21 protein-coding genes are annotated in these 20,028 nt (G+C 71.8%); 11 read left to right on the plus strand and 10 right to left on the minus strand.

Annotated elements, in window-relative coordinates; translation table 11 throughout:
* The first annotated feature begins 100 nt into the window (after nucleotides 1-100).
* From P4R38_RS17080 to P4R38_RS17090, 3 genes are all read left to right on the plus strand, one after another.
* The gene (locus tag P4R38_RS17080) at nucleotides 101-1,321 is read left to right on the plus strand and encodes an MFS transporter (protein WP_277193219.1); all 1,221 of its coding nucleotides are present in this window, start codon (nucleotides 101-103) and stop codon (nucleotides 1,319-1,321) included.
* A 228-nt stretch (nucleotides 1,322-1,549) separates the two neighbouring features.
* On the plus strand, nucleotides 1,550-3,325 hold the full coding sequence (locus P4R38_RS17085; RefSeq protein ID WP_277193220.1) for a long-chain-acyl-CoA synthetase: 1,776 nt from the start codon (nucleotides 1,550-1,552) through the stop codon (nucleotides 3,323-3,325).
* Between the two features lie 85 nt (nucleotides 3,326-3,410).
* Nucleotides 3,411-4,031, plus strand: a complete 621-nt coding sequence (locus P4R38_RS17090) for an FMN-binding negative transcriptional regulator (protein ID WP_277193221.1) — start codon at nucleotides 3,411-3,413, stop codon at nucleotides 4,029-4,031.
* Here the strand turns inward: P4R38_RS17090 and P4R38_RS17095 are convergent.
* The 4 genes from P4R38_RS17095 to P4R38_RS17110 are packed head-to-tail and all read right to left on the minus strand — an operon-like array spanning nucleotide 4,022 to nucleotide 7,589.
* Entirely contained in the window at nucleotides 4,022-4,711 is a 690-nt protein-coding gene (locus P4R38_RS17095; protein ID WP_275237308.1) for a histidine phosphatase family protein, read from the minus strand. The two genes, P4R38_RS17090 and P4R38_RS17095, sit on opposite strands and share 10 nt — an antisense overlap.
* Before the next feature lie 45 nt (nucleotides 4,712-4,756).
* On the minus strand, nucleotides 4,757-5,245 hold the full coding sequence (locus P4R38_RS17100; RefSeq protein WP_277193222.1) for a DnaJ family domain-containing protein: 489 nt from the start codon (nucleotides 5,243-5,245) through the stop codon (nucleotides 4,757-4,759).
* 35 nt (nucleotides 5,246-5,280) lie between these two features.
* Nucleotides 5,281-6,513, minus strand: coding sequence for a fatty acid desaturase family protein (locus P4R38_RS17105; protein WP_277193223.1), 1,233 nt, complete (start codon nucleotides 6,511-6,513; stop codon nucleotides 5,281-5,283).
* 38 nt (nucleotides 6,514-6,551) lie between these two features.
* Nucleotides 6,552-7,589: a ferredoxin reductase gene (locus P4R38_RS17110; protein WP_277193249.1), complete on the minus strand. Its 1,038-nt coding sequence runs from the start codon at nucleotides 7,587-7,589 to the stop codon at nucleotides 6,552-6,554.
* Between the two features lie 109 nt (nucleotides 7,590-7,698).
* Here P4R38_RS17110 and P4R38_RS17115 point away from each other — a divergent pair, with 109 nt between their 5' ends.
* Nucleotides 7,699-8,892 carry a PucR family transcriptional regulator gene (locus P4R38_RS17115; RefSeq protein ID WP_277193224.1) on the plus strand — a complete coding sequence of 398 codons (1,194 nt, stop codon included), beginning with the start codon at nucleotides 7,699-7,701 and terminating at the stop codon, nucleotides 8,890-8,892.
* 48 nt (nucleotides 8,893-8,940) lie between these two features.
* On the opposite strand, the gene P4R38_RS17120 is transcribed toward P4R38_RS17115, so the two are convergent.
* Genes P4R38_RS17120 through P4R38_RS17130 form a run of 3 tightly spaced genes read right to left on the minus strand, consistent with a single transcriptional unit; the run spans nucleotide 8,941 to nucleotide 11,243 of the window.
* Complete coding sequence (locus tag P4R38_RS17120; protein ID WP_277193225.1) at nucleotides 8,941-9,678, minus strand: DivIVA domain-containing protein; 738 nt, start codon at nucleotides 9,676-9,678, stop codon at nucleotides 8,941-8,943.
* Complete coding sequence (locus tag P4R38_RS17125; RefSeq protein ID WP_277193226.1) at nucleotides 9,675-10,847, minus strand: globin domain-containing protein; 1,173 nt, start codon at nucleotides 10,845-10,847, stop codon at nucleotides 9,675-9,677. The genes P4R38_RS17120 and P4R38_RS17125 overlap by 4 nt, the downstream gene beginning before the upstream one ends.
* Nucleotides 10,848-10,850: 3 nt before the next feature.
* Nucleotides 10,851-11,243 carry a group I truncated hemoglobin gene (locus tag P4R38_RS17130; RefSeq protein WP_277193227.1) on the minus strand — a complete coding sequence of 131 codons (393 nt, stop codon included), beginning with the start codon at nucleotides 11,241-11,243 and terminating at the stop codon, nucleotides 10,851-10,853.
* Between the two features lie 184 nt (nucleotides 11,244-11,427).
* Here P4R38_RS17130 and P4R38_RS17135 point away from each other — a divergent pair, with 184 nt between their 5' ends.
* From P4R38_RS17135 to phoA, 4 genes are all read left to right on the plus strand, one after another.
* On the plus strand, nucleotides 11,428-12,399 hold the full coding sequence (locus P4R38_RS17135) for an SGNH/GDSL hydrolase family protein (RefSeq protein ID WP_277193228.1): 972 nt from the start codon (nucleotides 11,428-11,430) through the stop codon (nucleotides 12,397-12,399).
* Nucleotides 12,400-12,502: 103 nt separating this feature from the next.
* Entirely contained in the window at nucleotides 12,503-13,537 is a 1,035-nt protein-coding gene (locus tag P4R38_RS17140) for an SGNH/GDSL hydrolase family protein (protein WP_277193229.1), read from the plus strand.
* 178 nt (nucleotides 13,538-13,715) lie between these two features.
* Nucleotides 13,716-14,378 (plus strand): histidine phosphatase family protein, encoded by a 663-nt coding sequence (locus P4R38_RS17145; RefSeq protein WP_277193230.1) that lies wholly within the window; start codon nucleotides 13,716-13,718, stop codon nucleotides 14,376-14,378.
* Nucleotides 14,379-14,520: 142 nt separating this feature from the next.
* The gene (gene phoA / locus P4R38_RS17150) at nucleotides 14,521-15,936 is read left to right on the plus strand and encodes an alkaline phosphatase (RefSeq protein ID WP_277193231.1); all 1,416 of its coding nucleotides are present in this window, start codon (nucleotides 14,521-14,523) and stop codon (nucleotides 15,934-15,936) included.
* A gap of 59 nt (nucleotides 15,937-15,995) precedes the next feature.
* Here the strand turns inward: phoA and P4R38_RS17155 are convergent, their stop codons facing one another.
* Nucleotides 15,996-16,169 carry a CsbD family protein gene (locus tag P4R38_RS17155; RefSeq protein ID WP_275237402.1) on the minus strand — a complete coding sequence of 58 codons (174 nt, stop codon included), beginning with the start codon at nucleotides 16,167-16,169 and terminating at the stop codon, nucleotides 15,996-15,998.
* A gap of 192 nt (nucleotides 16,170-16,361) precedes the next feature.
* Here P4R38_RS17155 and P4R38_RS17160 point away from each other — a divergent pair, with 192 nt between their 5' ends.
* The gene (locus P4R38_RS17160) at nucleotides 16,362-16,685 is read left to right on the plus strand and encodes a PadR family transcriptional regulator (protein WP_275237319.1); all 324 of its coding nucleotides are present in this window, start codon (nucleotides 16,362-16,364) and stop codon (nucleotides 16,683-16,685) included.
* Complete coding sequence (locus P4R38_RS17165; RefSeq protein ID WP_277193232.1) at nucleotides 16,682-17,509, plus strand: DUF1700 domain-containing protein; 828 nt, start codon at nucleotides 16,682-16,684, stop codon at nucleotides 17,507-17,509. The genes P4R38_RS17160 and P4R38_RS17165 overlap by 4 nt, the downstream gene beginning before the upstream one ends.
* A 73-nt stretch (nucleotides 17,510-17,582) precedes the next feature.
* Here P4R38_RS17165 and P4R38_RS17170 read toward each other — a convergent pair whose 3' ends face one another.
* Nucleotides 17,583-18,869, minus strand: coding sequence for an MFS transporter (locus P4R38_RS17170; protein WP_277193233.1), 1,287 nt, complete (start codon nucleotides 18,867-18,869; stop codon nucleotides 17,583-17,585).
* Between the two features lie 119 nt (nucleotides 18,870-18,988).
* Here P4R38_RS17170 and P4R38_RS17175 point away from each other — a divergent pair, with 119 nt between their 5' ends.
* Complete coding sequence (locus P4R38_RS17175) at nucleotides 18,989-19,468, plus strand: hypothetical protein (RefSeq protein ID WP_277193234.1); 480 nt, start codon at nucleotides 18,989-18,991, stop codon at nucleotides 19,466-19,468.
* A gap of 1 nt (nucleotide 19,469) precedes the next feature.
* Here the strand turns inward: P4R38_RS17175 and P4R38_RS17180 are convergent, their stop codons facing one another.
* The gene (locus P4R38_RS17180; RefSeq protein ID WP_275237323.1) at nucleotides 19,470-19,919 is read right to left on the minus strand and encodes a MarR family winged helix-turn-helix transcriptional regulator; all 450 of its coding nucleotides are present in this window, start codon (nucleotides 19,917-19,919) and stop codon (nucleotides 19,470-19,472) included.
* Nucleotides 19,920-20,028 lie beyond the last annotated feature (109 nt).

The raw sequence follows: 20,028 nt of genomic DNA on the forward strand, positions 1-20,028 counted from the left end.
CCCGCTTGACGCGCCTGTGGGGCCGACGGACAATCGAACGTCATCGAATCGATTCGACGCCGCGGGTCGGCCGCAGCGTCGAGCCCCGGGAGGAGCAGCAGTGCGCACGGACGAGGGGACGCAGCAGCGTTCGGCCGCTGACCCGACGGACGTCGCCGTCACCTCTCGCGCGGTGTACGCGACGTTCGCGCTCAACGGTGCGGCGTTCGCCACCTGGGCCTCCCGCATCCCGGACGTCAAGGCCGGTCTCGGGCTGAGCAGCCAGCAGCTGGGGCTGCTCCTGCTCGCGATGTCGCTCGGCGCGGTCGTCGGCCTGCCGCTGTCCGGACGGATCGCCGGGGCACTCGGCGTCCGGCGCGCGGTGCTCCTCGGCGCGAGCGCGGCGACCGTCGGCGTCGGCGGGGCGGGCCTCGCGGTCGCCCTGCTGGAGTCGGCTCCCGTCGCCGCGGTCGGCATGTTCATCGCCGGTCTCGCGATCGGCATCTGGGACGTCGCCATGAACCTCGAGGGCGCCCACGTCGAGCACCAGCTCGGGCGCTCGATCATGCCGCGCTACCACGCGGCGTTCAGCGGCGGCACGGTCCTGTCCGCCCTGATCGGCGCCGGCGCATCGGCCGCGGGTGTGAGCGTCGGCGTCCACCTGCCCGTGATGCTGGTGCTGATCCTGGGGGCGATGCTGCTGACCTCGCGCGGCTTCCGACTCGTGGCGTCGGCGGACACCGACGACGAGCCGGAGGAGGCCGCCGGACGCAGCGCCTGGCGGGAGCCGCGCACGCTGCTCATCGGCCTGGTGACGCTGGTCGCCGCGTTCACCGAGGGCACGGCCAACGACTGGCTGTCCGTCGCGTTCGTCGAGGGTCACGAGCTGCCCAGCTGGGCGGGCGTGCTGGCCTTCGCGGTCTTCCTCACCGCGATGACGCTCGGGCGTCTCGCGGGGACGGCCCTGCTGGACCGGCACGGTCGCGTACCCGTGCTGCGCGTCATGTTCGTCGCCGCGGCGGCCGGCAGCCTGCTGGTGGTCTTCGGCGGCACGCCCCTCGCGTACGTCGGTGCGGCCGTCTGGGGTGTCGGCGTGGCCCTCGGGTTCCCGGTCGGGATGAGCGCGGCGTCGGACGACCCGCGCCGGGCGCACGCCCGGATGTCGGTGGTCGCGACCATCGGGTACACCGCGTTCATCGCCGGCCCGCCGCTGCTGGGCTTCCTCGGCGAGCACGTCGGGGTGCTGCACGCCCTGCTCGCCGTCGGCGCCGGCATCCTGCTCGCCCTGGCCTGCCTGCCCGCCGTCCGGGAGCCCGAGCCCGCCGCCGCACCCACCCCGTGACCGACCCGATCCCTCCGGCAAAAAATGGTCGCCGGCACACGCATGCCTGTGCCGGCGACCAACCTTTGCCGGGGAGCGGCGAAAAGTGGCGGTCGGCATACGCATGGCTGTGCCGGCGACCAACCTTTGCCGGGTGGGAGCGTTCGCATCGTGAACGGGCTACGGCCAGGACGCGCGCAGTTACCGTGAAGTAAGTAACATTCCGCGGGATTTGCGAAGGGAGCACCTATGAGTGTGCAGACGCGCCAACGCGTCGGACTGCTCGATGTCGGCAAGGGCCTGATGCGCCTGACCCCCGATCTCGGGATCGTGCTGAAGGAAGGACGCGGGCTCATCACCCGCAAGCCGACGGCGAAGGAGTCGATCGGCCACCTCTTCCAGCGCATCGCGGCCAAGCAGCCCGACCGCCCGTTCCTGAAGTTCGAGAACCGGGTCGTCTCGTACGGGTCGGCGAACGCCACCGTCAACCGGTACGCCACCGTCCTGCAGGAGCAGGGGGTACGCCGCGGCGACGTGGTCGGCATCCTGGCCCACAACGAGCTCGAGACCGTCCTGGCGATGCTGGCGACGGTCAAGCTGGGCGCGGTCGCGGGCCTGCTCAACTACAACCAGCGCGGCGACACCCTCGCCCACAGCCTCGGCATCCTCGACGCCCGCGTCGTGCTCGTCTCCGGTGACTGCCTCGAGGTGCTCAGCAGTGCCGGCGACGCCGGGACCGCCCAGAACGTCCTCACCTTCGCCGACCTGCGGACCAAGTCCGAGGGCGCCTCGGAGGAGAACCCGCGGATCACCAAGCAGATCCAGGCGAGCGAGAAGGCGTACTACATCTTCACCTCGGGCACGACCGGCCTCCCCAAGGCCAGCGTCATGAGCCACTTCCGCTGGCTGAAGTCGTACTCGGGCCTCGGCGGGCTCGGCGTGCGGCTGCGTCCGGACGACACGCTCTACTGCTGCCTGCCGCTCTACCACAACAACTCCGTGACGGTCGCGCTGAGCTCGGTGCTCGCCGGCCGTGCGTCCATGGCGATCGGCCGCAAGTTCTCGGCGTCCCGCTTCTGGGACGACATCGTCGCGTACGAGGCGACCGCGTTCGTCTACATCGGCGAGGTGTGCCGCTACCTGCTGTCGCAGCCGGCGCGCCCGATCGACCGCGAGCACCAGGTGCGCGTCGTGGTCGGCAACGGTCTGCGCCAGGACATCTGGCACGACTTCCAGCAGCGCTTCGGCATCGAGCGCATCGCCGAGTTCTACGGCGCGAGCGAGTGCAACATCGCTTTCATCAACGCCTACGGCCTGGACGAGACCGCCGGCACCTGCCCGCTGCCGTACAAGGTCGTCGAGTACGACCTCGAGACCGGCGAGGCGGTGCGCGACCAGAAGGGCCGGCTGCGGGCGGTCAAGACCGGGGAGATCGGGCTGCTGCTGGCGAAGGTCACCGACCAGCAGCCGTTCGACGGCTACACCGACGACGGCGCCACCGAGAAGAAGCTGCTGCGCGACGGCTTCAAGAAGGGCGACTGCTGGTTCAACACCGGCGACCTGGTCCGCCACCAGGGTCACCAGCACATCGCGTTCGTCGACCGGCTCGGCGACACCTTCCGCTGGAAGGGCGAGAACGTCGCGACCACCGAGGTCGAGGCGGCGCTCGGCCGCATGCCCGGCGTGTCCGACTGCGCGGTCTACGGCGTCGAGATCCCCGGCACCGACGGGCGCGCCGGCATGGCCGCGGTCGTGCTCCAGCACGGTGTGGACCTGCGCGGTCAGGAGTTCGCGGAGAAGCTGTACGGCGCGCTGCCGTCGTACGCCGTGCCGCTGTTCATCCGCGTCGTCCGCTCGCTGGAGCAGACCTCGACGTTCAAGAGCCTCAAGGTCGAGCTGCGCAACGAGGGCTACACCCACGGGTCGGACCCGGTGCTCGTACTGAAGAGCTCGACCGACGGGTACGTCGAGTACTACGAGGAGTATCCGGACGAGGTGGCGCGGACCGGCACCGCGCCGCGCTGAGGGACGCCGTCGACGGTCCTGGGTCCCGCGTCCACCGCGCGGGACCCAGGACCGTCGCACGTCCCGGCGGACGTACCGTGGCGACATGTACCTGCCTGCCCACACCGCGGTCGAGGACCGGCCGCAGATCGAGGCGTTCGTCCGGCAGGCGGCCGTCGCGAGCCTGGTCACCGTCGGCGCCGACGGTGCTCCGGACGCGACCACGCTGCCCGTCCTGTGGGAGGGCGACCGGGTCATCGCGCACATCGCCCGGGCCAACCCGCAGTGCGAGCGCATCGTCGACGGGGCCGCGGCGCTGCTGGTCGTCCGCGGCCCGGACGGGTACATCACGCCGAGCTGGTACGCCTCCAAGGCCGAGCACGGCCGCGTGGTCCCGACCTGGAACTACACCGAGGTCCAGCTGCGCGGCACGATCCACCTGCACGAGGACCCCGAGTGGGTGCTGGACGCCGTCACCGCTCTGACGAGTCACCACGAGTCGCAGCGGGAGTCGCCGTGGTCAGTGACCGACGCCCCGGACAAGTACGTCCGGACCCGGTTGCGCGCGATCACGGGGCTGGAGGTCCGGGTCACCGACGTCCGGGCCAAGGCGAAGGTGAGCCGTGACAAGCCGGAGGCCGACCAGGCCGGCGTCCTCGCCCACCTGCCGGACGGCCCGCTGCGCCGGGCGCAGGAGACCGGAGGCCTCGGCGACCCTCAGCGCTGACTGGCGAGGTCGAGCGCGTCGAGGTGGCCGATCTCGTTGTACGTCAACAGCTGGGGGCCGCGCCGGTCGAGCACGACGCGGGTGACGCCGGTGTTGACCCCGCTGAACGCGAACTGCTTCCAGACGTTCATGTCGCCGCCGGCGAGCACGCGTGAGGCGACCCGGCTGATGCAGCCGACGGAGCTCACCACCAGCTGCCGGGAGTAGGGCTGCTCCAGCGCGCGGTCGAGCGCGGCGTCGACCCGGCTGCGGAACGCCGGGAACGACTCGGCGTACTCCTGGTCGTACTCGCCGGAGACCCAGCGCAGGATCGCCTGCTCGAACATCTCCTCGAACGCCGCCCTCGGCCGCAGCGTGCGGACCATGTCGGCCTTCAGCACGAGCAGGTGGCGGTACGCCGGCTTGTACGCGCTGATGATCGCGTCGTGGTCGAGCTCGTTCCAGTCGGCGTCGGTCTCCGGCTCGAGGTCCCAGCCGGCGCCGACGGCGATCTCGGCGACGGTCTCCTGGTGCCGCTTCAGGCTGCCGCACACGATCCGGTCGGGGGTCCAGCCGCGGCGGCCGAGGTCCTCACCCAGGAGGCGGGCCTGCCGGTGGCCGAGCTGGGACAGCCGGTCGTAGTCGCTCTTGCCGAACGACGCCTGCCCGTGGCGGACGAGCAGCACGGTCCGTGGCTCCATGGGCAGCACTATCGCACTCCCCGGACCGGCGACGGCGCCCGGCACTCACGCGGATCCGGCGCGCCCAGCCCCGAACGGCCACCACCACCGGCGTCGGCGCGGAGCCGGCACGACCGGTGCAGGAGCGGGGGAGGCGGCCACGTGCTCGGCGCGCAGCTCACGCCACCGCAGCACCATCGCCTCGACGTCCACGCCGACGACCACCGGACGCGACAGCCGTCCGAACGTCGGGCGCAGGACCTCGTCGCGGACGCGGCGGTTGAAGTCCTGCAGCACCACGCGGACCGACTGCTCGGTGGCCAGGTCGGCGAGCGACTCCGGGAAACCCTCGCGCTCCTTGCGTAGGGCGAGCGGACCGGGGAGCGCCTGCGAGGTGTCGATGCCCTCGCGGCGGACCCAGCGCTTCACCCACCAGTCGGGGTCGCCCATGTCGCCGAGGTCGAGCGGCTTGCCGGCACCCGGCAGGTTGTCGAAGTCACCGCGCGCCTGGGCATCCCGAATCACTCGGTCGATGTGCCCCTCGCGATAGCCCATGACCCAGTATCACGCCACGGCGGGCGGCCGAACGGTCAGGCGGAGGCCCACGCCCGGCGGATCGAGGCGATCGGGCGGCGCCGGTCGAAGTCGTCCGGCACGGCGAGGCGGCAGATCTGCTTCCACGTCGAGGCCAGCTGCAGCCCCAGCGGACCGGTCGTGTACGGCAGGCCGTAGCGGCTGCAGATCTCGCGGACGCGCGGCGCGATCTCGATGTACCGGTTGGACGGGATGTCCGGGAAGAGGTGGTGCTCGATCTGGTGCGACAGGTTGCCGGTCAGCGTGTGGAAGAGCCTGCTGCCGGAGATGTTGGCCGAGCCGAGCATCTGGCGGATGTACCAGTCGCCGCGGGTCTCGCCGTCGATCATGTCCTCGCTGAAGGTGTCGACGTCCTCGGGGAAGTGTCCGCAGAAGATGACCGCGTGCGCCCACATGTTGCGGATCACGTTGGCCGTGAGCGCGCCGGTGAGCGCGCGCCGACCGGACTTGGTCAGCATCGCGACGGCCGGGAGCATCATGTACTCCTTGACGATCTGGTCCTGGGCCTTCACCCGCAGCGCGGCGAGGTCGCTGTCGAACTGCTCGCGCGACTTGTAGCCGGCCTTGACCATGTCCCACTCGAGGTCGTAGGAGGCGATGCCCCACTCGAAGACGAACGAGAGCCCCAGGTTGACCGCCGGGTTGAACAGGTCGCGCTTCTGCCACGGCTGGTCCGGGCTGACCCGCAGGATGTTGTATCCCACGTCGCGGTCCTTGCCGATGACGTTGGTCCAGGTGTGGTGCAGGTCGTTGTGGGTGTGCTGCCAGCCGCGGGCCGGGGCGACGAAGTCCCACTCGTAGGTAGTGGAGTGGATGTCCGGGTCGCGCATCCAGTCCCACTGGCCGTGCAGGACGTTGTGCCCGATCTCCATGTTGTCCAGGATCTTGCCCGTCGCGACCATGCCGGTGCCGAGGAACCACAGCGGCTTGTAGCGGCTGCCCAGCAGCGCGACGCGGCCGGCGAGCTCGAGGCTCTTCTGGAGCTTGATCATCCGGCGGATGTACGCGGCGTCCCGGCTGCCGCGGGAGGCGATCACCTCGTCGCGGATCGCGTCCAGCTCCTCGCCGAGCCGGCGCACGTCGTCGTCGGACAGGTGCGCGGCGGCCGGTGGCCGGACGAGGACGCCGCCCTCGGTCGGCAGCGCGCCGGTCCGCCGCGCCTTGGGCGGTGTGTGGCTGCGGCCGATGTCCTGGGCGGTGGAGTTCGTGGTCTCGGCGGTGAGGGTCATGCTGGCTCCTCCTAGGGGGGTCGGGTGGGAGCGGTCGGTCAGACGTCGAGGTGGACGGTGCCGCACGGGGCGCTGATGCAGGTCTGGATCAGCTCGCCCTCGTCGGCGTGGGTCTCTCCGGTGCGCAGGTCCTTGATCTGGCCGGCGCGCAGCGGGACCAGGCAGCTGCGGCAGATGCCCATCCGGCAGCCGTGCGGCATGAGGACGCCGGCGTCCTCGCCCGCCTCCAGCAGCGTCGTGCTGCCGTCGGCCACGGCCTCCTTGTCGGACTTCTCGAAGACCACCCGGCCGCCGGCACCGGCGTCGGTCAGCAGCGCGGTCTCGAAGCGCTCGACGCTCAGCGCGTCGGCGACGTGGTGGTCGTGCCACATCTGCGATGCGTCGTCGAGCAGCTCGGCCGGCCCGCAGACGTACGCCTTGCGCGAGCGCCAGTCGGGGCACAGGGCGTCCAGGTCGGCGGGGGAGGTGAAGTCGATCCGCCCGTCGGTGGCGGTGTAGCGGTGCGCGACGTGCAGCCCGTCGTGGTCGGCGGCCAGCGTGGCCAGCTCGGCGCGGAAGAGCGCGTCCTGCGGGGTGCGGGCGGAGTGGATCAGGACCACGTCGGCGTCCGGGCGGCGCGGTACCAGCGTCCGGATCATCGACATGACCGGGGTGATGCCGGAGCCGGCGGTGAGCATCAGCAGCGGACGGGGGCCGGTCGGGAGGAGGAAGTCACCCTGCGGCGGCGCGAGGAAGAGCACGTCCCCGACTCGGGTGCTCTCGACCAGGTGCCGTGAGACGCGGCCCACGGCGGTGACGGTGATGGCGGGGTCCTGGCCGGCGGGAGCCGACAACGAGTAGGACCGCCACTGCCGGACGCCATCGATCTCGACGCCGATGCGGGCGTACTGCCCGGCCTCGTGGGCGTGCCAGCCGCGGCCGGGGCGGAAGGCGATCGTGACGCTGCCGGAGCACTCCGGGGTCACCGAGGTGACCACGCCGCGGAGCTGCCGTGCGGACGACAGCGGATTCACCAGCTGCAGGAAGTCCTGCGGATGACGCGGCGCGGTGAACACCGACGCTGCGGACAGCGCCATCTCTCGTACACCCACCCGTCCAGTGTGATTGATCCCAGGAATGAAATCTGCTGCATTCACCTACAATCGGTGCAGCAGAAATTGTCCTCCGACGAGCAAAGTTCCCAAGATGACGATCCGATCGACGGCGTCTGACGACGCACCCCCCTGGGCCGGGCTCCCCGCTGAGGTGTCCCAGGCCATCCGGCCGCACCTCGGTGAGATCGTCGAGCAGATCATCGGCGCCATCCAGCGGGACGTCCCCGCGTACGCCCGGCCGCTGGAGGGCGACTTCGGGCTCGCCGTCCGGCAGGGCGTCGAGGTGGCGCTCAGCCGGCTGCTGCTGGAGCTGCCGGGGCAGGAGGAGGCAGCGCTCACCCGGGCCGGGCGGCTGGTCTACCAGCACCTCGGCCGCGGCGAGGCGCGGACCGGGCGCCCGCTGGAGGCGCTGCTGGCGGCGTACCGGATCGGCGCCCGGGTGGCGTTCCGGACGACCTCGCAGGTTGCCGTCGACGAGGGGCTCGACCCCACGGTGCTGCTGCCGCTCGGGGAGTCGATCTTCGTGTACGTCGACGAGCTGTCCGCGACCAGCGTCGAGGCGTTCGCCGACGAGCAGTTCCGCCAGGTCGGCGAACGCGACCGTCGTCGCGGGGCGCTGCTGGAGCTGATGATGTCCGGCCGCGCGGACGAGGCGGAGGTCCGGGCCCAGGCGGCGTCCGCGGAGTGGGTCATGCCGAGCGAGGTCGTCGCCGTCGTCGTCCCGCTGGACGACGCCGACGGCCTCCGGCTCGTCTTCGGTGAGCGCGCCCTGGTCCGGGCCCGTGCGGAGTACGCCGTCGCCGTGCTGAAGGCGCCCGTCGGGCAGCGCGGGCGTGCGGAGGTGACGCGACTGATCGGGAGCCGGCGGGCGTGGGTCGGCCCGGTGCGCCCCTGGTCGCGTGCCGCGGACTCGCTGCGCGCGGCGCTGGCGGGTCTGGCCGTCGAGGAAGGCCACGGGACCCGCGCGCTCGGCGCCCGGTGGGTCGAGGACCACCTCGCGGCGCTCGTCCTTGCCGCGGACCCGGACCTGGTCGGCGACCTGGCGCGGGTGCGGCTGGCGCCGCTGGACAGCCTGCGCGACACCCAGCGGCAGCGGCTCGTGGAGACGTTGTTCTCGTGGCTGCGCCACCAGGGCGAACGGGCCCGGGTCGCCGAGGAGCTGCACGTCCACCCCCAGACCGTCGGCTACCGCGTTGGACAGCTGCGGGAGGTGTTCGGCCCGGCGCTGGAGGACCCGCAGAGCCGGTTCGAGCTGGAGATGGTGCTGCGCGCCGGGCACCGCTGAGGCCGGACCCGACCCGATCGGTCGCAGGCCGGGCCTGTGCGCTGCGGATCAGCCCGCGTCGCGCGGCTCCCACCGGACGTCGCCGGTGATCTCGTCGGCGTCGTCGTCCTGACCCTCGTCCTCGTCGGCGTCGTCCACCTCCGGCGGCGGGGCAGCGCTCAGCCCGGCGGGCCGAGCCGCGGCCGGCGGGCGGGGCGGCTTGGGCAGGGCACCCAGCTGGTCCACCTGCTCGGCCAGGGCGTCCAGCACCGCGCGCAGCTGGACCTGGGCGACCCGCGCGTACGTCCGGACGTACTCGACCTCGGGCACGGCGGCCGGCTCGTCACCCGCCTCCCGTTCCGCGTCGGCCGGGGCCAGCAGCGCGGCGTCCTGCACGGTCTCGGCGGCCTTGGCCTCGGCCCGTTCGAGGATCTCGCGGTACTGGCTGCGCGCGGTGAGCATCAGGTCGCGGGCGTAGGTCTCGGCGTCCGCGATGCACTTGTCGGCGATCAGCTGGGCCTGGCTGAGCAGCCCGACGGCGTCCATCGTCTGCTGCTCGGTGCCGCCCTCGGCCAGCCGGTCGCGCGCCTGCGCCAGGTCGGCCTTCAGCACGGTGCGCTCCTGGTCGGCGGCCTCCAGCACGACCCGCAGGTCGTCCAGGAACGCGTCGACCTCGTCGGCGTCGTACCCTCCGTCGCTGGAGCGGCGGAACTCCAGCTCGTCCAGGCCGGGCAGCGTGACGTGCTCGGCACGACGCGGCCGCTGGGGTCCTGACTCGAAGAACAGTGGTGTTTCCGAGGCGTTCATGACTGGTCACCCGATTCGTTGATGTCAGGGAAGGTAGGGCGCTGCTCTTTGGCGGTGGCGAACTGCTCGTACCGGATGTCGACCGTCGGGAGGCCCAGGGCCTCGAGACGCCCGACGGTGTGGTCGACCATCTCGGGCGAACCGCACACCAGCGCGATCCGGCCCTGCCAGTCGCGACCGTCGGTGGCGACCTCGCCGACCAGACCGCGGCTGCCGGGGAAGGTCGGGTCGTCCGACACCACCGGGGTGTAGTCGAACCAGGGGCGGGCGGTGAGCTGGGTGAGCAGCTCGTGCTCGTAGAGGTTCCACGGGTGCCGGACGCCGTGGAAGAGGTGGACCTGCGGGGCGGTGCCGGAGCGCTGCCACTCGTGGTCGATGCGTTCCAGGTGCGCTCGCAGCGGCGCGAGCCCGGTCGAGCCCGCGATCATCAGCAGCGGGCGCTCGTTGTCGACGGGCAGCGTGAGCGTCTCGCCGATCGGGGCGCCGAGGCGGAGGGTCTGGCCGGGCTTCACCGACTTCACCAGGGCCGCGCTGACCTGGCCGCCCGGCACCCGCTGGACGTGCAGCTCCAGGGTGCCGTTGCGGCGCGGCGCGTTGGCGGGGCTGAGGTAGCGCCACAGGCGCGGGTGCTGGGGGATCTCGACCGCGACCGACTGACCCGCGACGTACTCCATCCGCTGGCTCGGGCGCACCTGCAGCACCGCGACATCGAGGGTCCGGCGGTCGACCGAGAGGACCTCGCCGTCCCAGGACGCCGGCTGGTAGTCCTCGGACTCCTCGGCGGCCTGGACCATCGCCGTGGCAATCACGCCGTACGCCGCCGCCCAGTCCGCCGCGACCTGCGGGGTCCACTCGGCGCCGAGGAAGTGCTCCAGTGTCGCCAGCAGGGACGCGCCGACCGCGCCGTAGTGGTCGGCCACGACCTGGAAACGGCGGTGGTCACGGCCGAGCTGCTGGATGAAGCCGGTGACCTCGTCCAGCCGGTCGACGTCGCTCACGATCCGGCCCAGGGCGCTGACCAGCCGGTCGCGCTGGGTCGCCATGGACACCGGGAACATCTCGCGCAGCTCGGGATGCTCCAGGAACAGGTGCCCGTAGAACCACAGCGGGACCTCGTCGCCGGCCTTCTCGGCCAGCGCCCACGTGTGCTTGAGCGCGTCGGTGTCCACCGATCAGTGCGCGTCGGCCGTGACGATGTCCGGCTGCGTCTGCCCGAGCGCCGCGACGACGCGGTCGATGATCTCCGCGGGCACCGAGAACTCTTGCAGCGCGGCGACCAGGTGCTCGACCACGGCGGCGAAGTGCTCGGGGCGGATCGGCAGCTCGGCGTGCGCGGCGCGCAGCTCGCGGCCGTCGTACTCGGCCGGGCCGCCCATGACCTGGGAGACCAGCAGCACCTGGTGCCGCTTGAGCGACGCCATGTCGATGCCCGCGAAGAACGGCGCGAGGTCGGGGTCGCCGACGACGAGCTCGTAGAAGCGGTTCACGACGGCCTTGACGGCGGGACCACCCCCGACCGCCTCGTAGTCGCTCACGGTCTGGGCGGGGACGTCGTGCTCGCTCATGGGGGCTCCGTTCGTCGTCGGTGACGCCGCCCGTCGCAGCCCCCTGCTGGCTGCGACGACACAGGCCTCACCAAGATCGCGTGCCCGGACGGGATGCGCCAGTCCTTTCGCGAAGTTCTTCCCGGACATTCCGAAGGTATGGCGTCCGAACCGTGGTGTCCGTGGGGTGGGCCATGCTGTCCGCGTGGCCATCGACTACGTCGCTCTCGGGGACTCCTACGCTGCCGGTGCGGGAGCCGGCGACCCCGGCCCGGACAACCCGTGCCTGCGCAGCCGCGGTGCGTACCCGGTGCAGGTGGCCGCCGCCCTGGGGGTCGACCTGGCGATGCAGGCCTGCCAGGGCGCGACCGTCGCCGACGTGGTGGCCGGTCAGCTCGGGCCGCTGGCACCAGGCGTCACGCTCGTCACCGTCACCGCGGGAGGCAACGACCTGGGGTTCGCCCACGTGCTGACCGAGTGTGCGAAGCCCGCGTGGATGGGAGACTCCGACCCCGTCATCGACGCCGCGCTGACCGTGCTGCGGGAGGACGTGCCGAGGCGCCTCGCCGACCTGTACGACCGCGTCCGGCGGGCGGCTCCGGACGCGCGGCTCGTGGTGGCCGGCTACCCGCGTCTGTTCGCCGGTGAGGACTGCAACCTGCTGACGTTCTTCAGCGACCACGAGATGACCCGGCTGAACGACGCCGCGGACGAGCTCGCGGGGGTGATCGGCGCGGCGGCCGAGCAGGCAGGTGCCGAGTTCGTCGACGTACGAACGGTGTTCGAGGGGCACGCGGTCTGTCAGACGCCGGAGTGGATCCGCGGGGTGTCCCACCCGATCGAGGTCTCCTTCCACCCGACCACCGCGGGCCACGACGCGTACGCGCGGCTGGTGCTGGAGCGTCTCGGCCGCCCGGAGGTGCCCGAGCCGGCCCGGGAGCCGCGGGTCGTGCAGGGTGCGCCGACCGGGGCGCGGACGCGGTTCGAGCTGCCCGACCTGCTCGGCGAGGAGAGCCTGCACGGTGCTCGGCGCAGCGGCCTGGACCCTGACGAGGTCGCCGCCCTGGCCCGCGCTGCGCCCGACGACGACGCCGCGCGACAGCGCCTCGCCGACCTGGACGCCCACGTCCGGTCGCGCGGCACACCGCCGGGACTGACGAGACCTGTTCATCCATAGAACATTTCACGAGGAACAGCAGGGGATTCGTTGACTGATTCTTGAATCATTCGTCAGTGAATTCCGGTTGTGGCGTGGGTCACACAGGAGGACGTTTCTCCCCATGACGAGACGTTCTGCTGTGGTTGGTCTGGTGCTCGCCGGCTCCTCCGCTCTCTCCGTGGGGCTGATGCCCGCGGCGGGCGCTGCGGCCGGCTCCTACGTCGCCCTCGGCGACTCCTACTCCGCGGGTGTCGGCACCCGCGCCAAGGTCGACAGCTGCTACCGGTCGCCGTACGGCTACCCCGCGCTGGTGGCCTCGCGATACGGGCTGTCGCTGAGCTATCAGGCGTGCAGCGGCGCGACGACCGCGGACGTCACCAACAACCAGCTCGGTGCGCTGAGCAGCGGGACGTCCCTGGTGTCCATGACCATCGGCGGTAACGACGTCGGGTTCGCCAACGTCATCACCACCTGCGCCCAGCCGAGCTGGCTGAGCGACTGCAACGGCGCGATCGCGAACGGTCGCTCCATCCTCACCAACCAGCTGCCCGGGCGGTACGACTCGCTGTTCGGCTCGATCCGCACCAAGGCGCCCAACGCCAAGGTCGCCATCGGCGGGTACCCGCTGATCTTCAACGGCGAGGACTGCAACGCCCTGACGTTCTTCAGCCCGACGGAGGAGGCCAGCCTCAACTCCGCCACGAACGACCTGGACAGCCTGATCCGGACGAAGGCGACCGCCCGCGGGTTCACCTACGTCGACCCGCGCTCGTCGTTCTCCGGGCACGCGGTGTGCGACAACGTGGAGTGGATCAACGGCCTGAGCAACCCGATCGAGGAGTCCTACCACCCCAACCGGGACGGGAACGTCGGCTACGCCAAGCTCTTCGGGCCGGCGCTGACGGGCACTTCCTACCTCACCAAGACGGCGGCGGCCAAGACGTCCTCGACCGCGCGTACGCGCCACGCCGCCGACGCCGTCCTGGCCATGAACCTCACCTCGTCGAAGAACCTCGCCAAGGCCCAGGCCGCCGGCGTCTCGACGCGCGAGGTCAAGCGGCTCACCACGATGCTCCGCTCCACGGACGCCGGCACGGTCGCCGACGGCCTGGCCGGGCTGAAGCAGCTGGACCGGCAGGCCGCCGCCGGCCGCTGACCGGCGACCTCCTCCCCGGAGGGCATCTCGCGCCGAGAGGACCACGTGACCACCGACGGGCACGTGGTCCTCTCGGGCTGTCCGGGTCCGGTCGGTCGCGTTGGTGGACGGCGGGTTGCTCGCGCCGAGGTGGCGTGGGCGAGGATGGTGGCAGCGTGCACCGAAGGAGCCAGCCCTGATGCGCCTGCTGCTGATCCGCCACGGCCAGACCCCGGCGAACGTCGCCGGGTCCCTGGACACCGCCCTGCCCGGTCCCGGGCTGACCGACCTCGGCGACGCCCAGGCGGACGCCATCCCCGAAGCCGTCGCCGGCGAGGGGATCGAGGCGGTCTTCGCCTCGCAGGCGCTGCGGGCGCAGCAGACCGCCGCGCCGCTGGCACGCGCGATCGGCGTACCCGTGCTCGAGCTGCCCGGCGTCCACGAGATCCAGGCCGGTGACGTCGAGAAGGCGACCGACGAGGAGAGCGTCCACGCCTATCTCGGTGTGCTCTGGCGGTGGACGCACGGCGAGCTCGACGCGCGGATGCCCGGCGGCGAGACCGGCGAGGAGGTCCTCGCGCGGGTGGACGACTCACTGCGGCACGTCGTCGCCTCCGGCGCGCAGGTGGCCGCGGTCGTCAGTCACGGCGCCCTCATCCGGGTGTGGACCACCGTCCGGGCCGGCAACCTCGCAGCGGCGTTCGCGCGCAACAACCCGCTCGGCAACACCGGCGTGGTCGTCGTCGAGGGCGATCCGGGCGGCTGGCTGGCGCTGTCGTGGATGGGTTCACCGCTCGGGGGGCCTGGTGTCGACGACGCCGATCCGTTCGACGGGCCGGCCGGCGAGCCGCTGCACGCCTGAGGCTGGACCGCAGCGCGCTCGCGTACCGCGGTTCATCTCGTCTCCCTATGGATGTCGTGCGTCCATCCGTGCGGCCCCCGGCGTTCAACGTCGCGGAGTTGGCTGCCAGCCGCATGCACGACTCCACTGAGGGAGAACACTGATGAGCACTGCACGACTCCGCCGCCGTACGACGCTGGTGGCCGTCGCCGCAGCCGGGACCCTGGTCCTCGCCGGCGGTTACGCCGTCGCCGGCACCGGCAGCGACCTGAGCCGGCCCGGTGGTGCGGCTCGCCTGCACGGCGACCAGACCCAGGCGGTCAAGAAGGCCGTCAAGGGCGGCCACGCCCGCAACGTCATCCTGCTGATCGGTGACGGCATGGGCGACTCGGAGATCACCTCCGCCCGCAACTACTCCGTCGGCGCCGACGGTCGGCTGCCCGGCATCGACGCGATGCCGCTGACCGGCCAGTACACGACGTTCTCGCTGACCAAGGACGGCAAGCCGGACTACGTCACCGACTCCGCGGCGTCCGGCACCGGCTGGTCGACCGGCACCAAGTCCTATGACGGCGCGATCGCCGTCGACATCAAGGGCGCCCCGCACGCGACGCTGCTCGAGCTGGCCAAGAAGAACGGCCTGCGCACCGGCAACGTCACCACCGCAGAGATCGAGGACGCGACGCCCGCGGTCCAGGCCGCGCACGTGACGTCCCGCTCCTGCTACGGCCCGGCGGTCACGCTGAAGACCTGCCCGACCAACGCCCTGGAGAACGGCGGTCGGGGCTCGATCGCCGAGCAGCTGATCGACACCCGCGCCGACGTCACGCTCGGTGGCGGCGCCAAGACGTTCGCTGAGAAGGCGACCGCCGGCCGCTACCAGGGCCTGACCCTGCGCGACCAGGCCCAGGCGCGCGGCTACCAGCTGCCGACGACCGCGGCCGAGCTCGACGCGGTGAGGTCAGCCGACCAGAAGCGCCCGGTGCTCGGCCTGTTCGCCGACGGCAACTTCCCGGTCGACTGGTCCGGTCCGGCCGCGACGAAGGACGGCGCCACCAAGCCGGCGGCGCGCTGCACCCCGAACGCCGACCGGCCCGCGACGCAGCCGGCGCTGAAGGCGATGACCACCAAGGCGATCTCGCTGCTCGACAACGCCAAGGGTTCCCGGAAGGGCTTCTTCCTGCAGGTCGAGGGCGCGAGCATCGACAAGCAGGACCACGCCGCGAACGCCTGCGGTCAGATCGGTGAGACCGTCGGCTTCGACGCCGCGGTGAAGGCCGCGCTGGACTTCGCCAAGAAGGACGGCAACACCACCGTCATCGTCACCGCCGACCACGGCCACACCAGCCAGATCGTCGAGCCGGGCGTCAACACCCCGGGCCTGACGACCACGCTGCTGACCAACGAGGGCAGCCCCATGACTCTCAGCTACGGCACCGCTCCCGAGGGCGGCTCGCAGGAGCACACCGGTACCCAGGTGCGGATCGGCGCGTACGGCCCTCGCGCGGCCAACGTCGTCGGCCTCACCGACCAGACCGACCTGCACTACACGATCAAGGACGCGCTGAACCTGCGCTGACCCCCGTACGCACCAGTGCCCCACTCCCGCGGACGGGAGTGGGGCACTGGCGTGTGTGGCTACTTCTTGAAGGCGTCCTTGGCGTTCTCGCCGGCCTTCTTCAGGTCGGCCTCGGTCTGGTCGCCCTGGCCCTCGGCCTTCAGGCGCTCGTCGCCCTTGGCGTCGCCGAGCGCTTCCTTCGCCTTGCCGGCTGCGTCGTCGGCCGCGTTCTTGATCTTGTCCGTGAAGCCCATCAGGTGCTTCCTCTCGGTAGACAACACCTTCACTATGCGTCAGTCCCGGCCGACATGCCAGGGCGTCGGGGCCGATCCGGGCGTGTCGGTGTGCGGCGCGTTCCGCCGCCGCTACTCTCTTATCCGTAGTAGCGTTCATCGCGTTGCACCGGGACTCGCCCGGTGCGCGCCAGGAGAGGGAGGAGGCGCCACGTGGACACGAGCCAGCTCCTCAAGGGAGTGCTGGACATCGCCGTGCTCGCCGTGCTGAGGGAGGGCGACGGCTACGGGTACGACGTCGTCCGGCGCCTGCGGACCGCCGGGCTGGACGACGTCGGCGACGCCAGCGTGTACGGGACGCTGCGGCGCCTCTACACGGCGGGCGCGCTCACGTCGTACGTGCAGCCCAGCGACGAGGGGCCGCACCGCAAGTACTACGCGCTCAACGCCACCGGGCGGGACCTGTTGGAGCGCTCGACCAAGACCTGGGACCACTTCGCCGACACGATGTCGGCCCTGCTGAGGGAGACAGCATGAGCACGGTCGTCGACACGGACGCGGCCATGGCGTACCGGGAGCGGGTGGGCGCGGCGCTCGCCGACCTGCCGGCGGAGGAGCGTGACGACCTGCTGGAGGACGTCGCCGAGCACCTGGCCGAGCTGTCGGTCGAGCTGGGTGACCCGTCGGCCACGGTGCTCGAGCAGCGGCTCGGCACGCCAGAGGAGTACGCCGCCGAGCTGCGCGCGGCAGCGGGCTTTCAGAAGCCTGCTTCGACCGCCAGGAACGGGCGGGCGCGACTCGCGCTGACGTGTGCCGTGCTTTCGACGCTCCTGCTGCCCGTCATCTCGGTGTCGTGGGTCATGTTGTCCTACGGGCACCCGTTGGGGCAGTTCCTGCTCGTTCTGGCGATCGGGCTGGCGCCTGCGGCAGTGGGTCTGATCGTTCTGAGGGGTCGGGACCTGGGCATGGTCGCTCGGCTCCCGGTCTGGCGGTTCGGTGAGCGGACGGTGCGACATGGTGCGGCGGCTCTGCCCGGGTCGCTCGCGCGGGACCTGCGGGAGGTCGGCCAGCCGGTCTGGTGGGCGCTGCGCGGTGCGCTGGTCGGCGTCGCCGCCTACTTCGTCCTGATCGAGGACCGGCCGATGCGGGCGACCGTCCCCCGGCTGGTGGTCCCGGTGCTGCTGACGGTGCTCGCCTCGATCTGGCTGACCCGGCGCTCGCAGCAGGACCGGCGCTGGCTCTTCCTCCTGGTCCCGGTCAACGGGGCCGTGCTGCTCAGCCTGGTGATGGTGCTGATGCAGGGCACGTCCTTCTGGACCGGCGGGTGGTTCGAGTTCCATTCGGGGAGGTACGGCTGGTGATGAGCGGTTCGTCGCTCAACGGGTGTAGGAACGCGGCGTATGGACCGCGTTCCTACACCCGTTGGGGGCGGGGCTACGGCGTGGGGTGCTCGGCGTCGTACCGGAGGAAGCCGCGCTGCCACATCGACAGCAGGACGACGGCGACGACGCACAGCACGCCGCCGACGATCGCCGCGACACCCTCGGAGCTGATCGTCGCGCCCGAACCCGCGACCAGGTCGCCCAGGCGCGGGCCGCCCGCGACGACCACGATGAAGACGCCCTGGAGCCGGCCGCGCAGATGGTCCGGCGTCGCCGACTGCAGGATCGTCGTCCGGAACACCGCTGACACCGAGTCGCACGCGCCCGCGCAGGCCAGGGCGAGCGCGCCGAGCCACAGCGCCTGCGCCGAGGAGAGGACGCCGCCGGCGCCCGCGACGGCGAGGCCGAACCCGACGACCGACACGCCCCACAGCGCCACGGACACGACGACCGCGAGGCCCTGCCGGCGGATCCGCCCGAGCGGTCCCGACACCGCCATCGACACGATGGCGCCGATCGCGACCGCCGCGGACAGCAGACCGACCGTCTTGGCGCCACCGCCGAAGGCCAGCGCCGCCACGGCCGGGAAGAGCGCGCGCGGCTGGGCCAGGATCATCGCGCAGAAGTCGGCGAGGAAGGTCATGCGCACGTTCGGGCGGGTGCCGAGGAAGCGCAGGCCGTCCAGCACCGACGCCAGGCCGGGACGCCGCGCCGGGACGCCCGCGTCCGAGGTCGGGTCGATCTCCGGCGGGATGGGCTCCAGCCGCAGCAGCCCCCAGATCGCGAACGTGAACAGCACCGCGTCGATGCCGTACGCGAGGACGTAGCCGCCCCAGTCGACGAGGACGCCGGCCAGGAGCGGGCCGACGGTCATGGCGATGTTCATCGCGGCGACGGACAGGGCGTTGGCGGCGGGGAGCAGCGCGCGGTCCAGCAGGCGCGGGTAGATCGCCGACCGGGCCGGGCTGACCACCGCGAAGCCGGCGTTGTAGATCGCGACCAGCACGTAGAGGACGCCGACGTGGGTGTTGCCGAGGACCGCCTGCACGGTGTTGAGGACGGACACGGCCCACAGGACCGCGCCGGCGGCGAGCGCCACCCGACGCCGGTCGTGCGCGTCGACCAGCGCGCCGCCGTACAGGCCCATGACCACCAGCGGCACCAGCGCGCACAGGCCGACGACACCGACCGCGAACGTGGACCCGGTGATGTCGTACACCTGCAGGCCGATCGCGACGGTGGCCAGCTGGGCGCCGATCCCGCTCAGCGTGAAGCCGGTGAAGAGCCGGCGGTACGACGCGTTGACGCGCAGCGGGGTGATGTCGAGCAGGAGGGCCACATCGAGAGGCTAAGCGTGCGTTCGCCCGCGACGATCGTCAGGGCATCAGGTTGATCGTCAGGCGTCGCACGGTGGTCTCGACGTGCCTAGAGTGTGGGGTCGGCCGACCAGGAGGATCCATGCCCGGCAAGACCAGAGCCCTCGTGAGTGCACTGCGCTTCGGGGCGAAGTACGGACCGATGGCGTACGAGGCCGCGAAGCACAGCCGCCGCCCTGCGCAGGCGGTCACGCACGGATCGCTCACCCGAATGGGGGCCAGGCGCCAGGCGCTGCAGCACGCCAGCAGCCTGATCGACGGCTCGGCGATGCGGGTCTTCCACGGGGACAAGCAGGTGTGGGTCGTCTTCACCGGGGACCTGCCGGTCGCCACCCACCCGAGGTCGAACGTCCCGATCGCCCAGCTGCTCCAGCACGCGGACCTCAGCCGACGCGTGTACCCGAGGCCCGCGGTGCCGGCCGCTCGCCAGCTGATGCCCGGTCGCTCGGCTGCGGCCTCCGGTCCGCCGCGGCCGAGCATGGCCGCGCGCCTGCGCAGGCCGACGATGCGCCGACCGAACCTGCGCGTCCTGCCTGGCCGGAAGCTCCCGCCCGCCTCCTAGCTCAGACGGCCGCGGGGGACCGGTGCAGGAACCCGACCAGGGGTGCGAGCTCGGGGACCTGCTCGGCGTCGGTGAGGGCCTCCTCCAGTACGCGGTCGTACGTCGGCCGCGCCGTGTCGTACAGGCGGCGCCCCTTGGCCGTGAGCTCGGTGTAGATGCCGCGCCGGTCGTCGGCGCACAGCACCCGGGTGAGCAGGCCGCGGTCCTCCAGCCGGTTGACCAGCCGGGTAGTGGCGCTGGGTGACAACGCGGTCGCGCGGGCGAGCTGCGACATCCGCATGTGCCAGCCGTCCTGGCGCGAGAGCGCGTCCAGGACGGTGAACTCGACCACGGACAGCGCGTGCGCGCGGACCAGCTCACGCTCCAGCGCGCCCTCGATCACGCCGTGCAGGGCCGCGAGCGTGCGCCACCCCGTGGCCCGGACCTCAACGGCGTCGTCGGCGATTCCCATGGATCCAGCATACCTCCGATTTGCAACATGCCGCGCATGCAACTAACTTTGGGTGAGCGCTTTTAGTTGCACACGCGTGCAATCAGCGGAAGCGCATCTCGCTCGTCGG

The sequence above is a fragment of the Luteipulveratus flavus genome, assembly GCF_029439465.1.
In the GTDB taxonomy this organism is placed as follows: Bacteria; Actinomycetota; Actinomycetes; order Actinomycetales; family Dermatophilaceae; genus Luteipulveratus; species Luteipulveratus flavus.

Excerpts from the sequence above, each read along its gene's own strand:
- P4R38_RS17085 (WP_277193220.1), top strand. The coding sequence starts at position 1,550 with ATGAGTGTGCAGACGCGCCAACGCGTCGGACTGCTCGATGTCGGCAAG.
- P4R38_RS17090 (WP_277193221.1), top strand. The coding sequence starts at position 3,411 with ATGTACCTGCCTGCCCACACCGCGGTCGAGGACCGGCCGCAGATCGAG.
- P4R38_RS17095 (WP_275237308.1), bottom strand. The coding sequence starts at position 4,711 with ATGGAGCCACGGACCGTGCTGCTCGTCCGCCACGGGCAGGCGTCGTTC.
- P4R38_RS17100 (WP_277193222.1), bottom strand. The coding sequence starts at position 5,245 with ATGGGCTATCGCGAGGGGCACATCGACCGAGTGATTCGGGATGCCCAG.
- P4R38_RS17105 (WP_277193223.1), bottom strand. The coding sequence starts at position 6,513 with ATGACCCTCACCGCCGAGACCACGAACTCCACCGCCCAGGACATCGGC.
- P4R38_RS17110 (WP_277193249.1), bottom strand. The coding sequence starts at position 7,589 with ATGGCGCTGTCCGCAGCGTCGGTGTTCACCGCGCCGCGTCATCCGCAG.
- P4R38_RS17115 (WP_277193224.1), top strand. The coding sequence starts at position 7,699 with ATGACGATCCGATCGACGGCGTCTGACGACGCACCCCCCTGGGCCGGG.
- P4R38_RS17120 (WP_277193225.1), bottom strand. The coding sequence starts at position 9,678 with ATGAACGCCTCGGAAACACCACTGTTCTTCGAGTCAGGACCCCAGCGG.
- P4R38_RS17130 (WP_277193227.1), bottom strand. The coding sequence starts at position 11,243 with ATGAGCGAGCACGACGTCCCCGCCCAGACCGTGAGCGACTACGAGGCG.
- P4R38_RS17140 (WP_277193229.1), top strand. The coding sequence starts at position 12,503 with ATGACGAGACGTTCTGCTGTGGTTGGTCTGGTGCTCGCCGGCTCCTCC.
- P4R38_RS17145 (WP_277193230.1), top strand. The coding sequence starts at position 13,716 with ATGCGCCTGCTGCTGATCCGCCACGGCCAGACCCCGGCGAACGTCGCC.
- phoA (WP_277193231.1), top strand. The coding sequence starts at position 14,521 with ATGAGCACTGCACGACTCCGCCGCCGTACGACGCTGGTGGCCGTCGCC.
- P4R38_RS17155 (WP_275237402.1), bottom strand. The coding sequence starts at position 16,169 with ATGGGCTTCACGGACAAGATCAAGAACGCGGCCGACGACGCAGCCGGC.
- P4R38_RS17165 (WP_277193232.1), top strand. The coding sequence starts at position 16,682 with ATGAGCACGGTCGTCGACACGGACGCGGCCATGGCGTACCGGGAGCGG.
- P4R38_RS17175 (WP_277193234.1), top strand. The coding sequence starts at position 18,989 with ATGCCCGGCAAGACCAGAGCCCTCGTGAGTGCACTGCGCTTCGGGGCG.
- P4R38_RS17180 (WP_275237323.1), bottom strand. The coding sequence starts at position 19,919 with ATGGGAATCGCCGACGACGCCGTTGAGGTCCGGGCCACGGGGTGGCGC.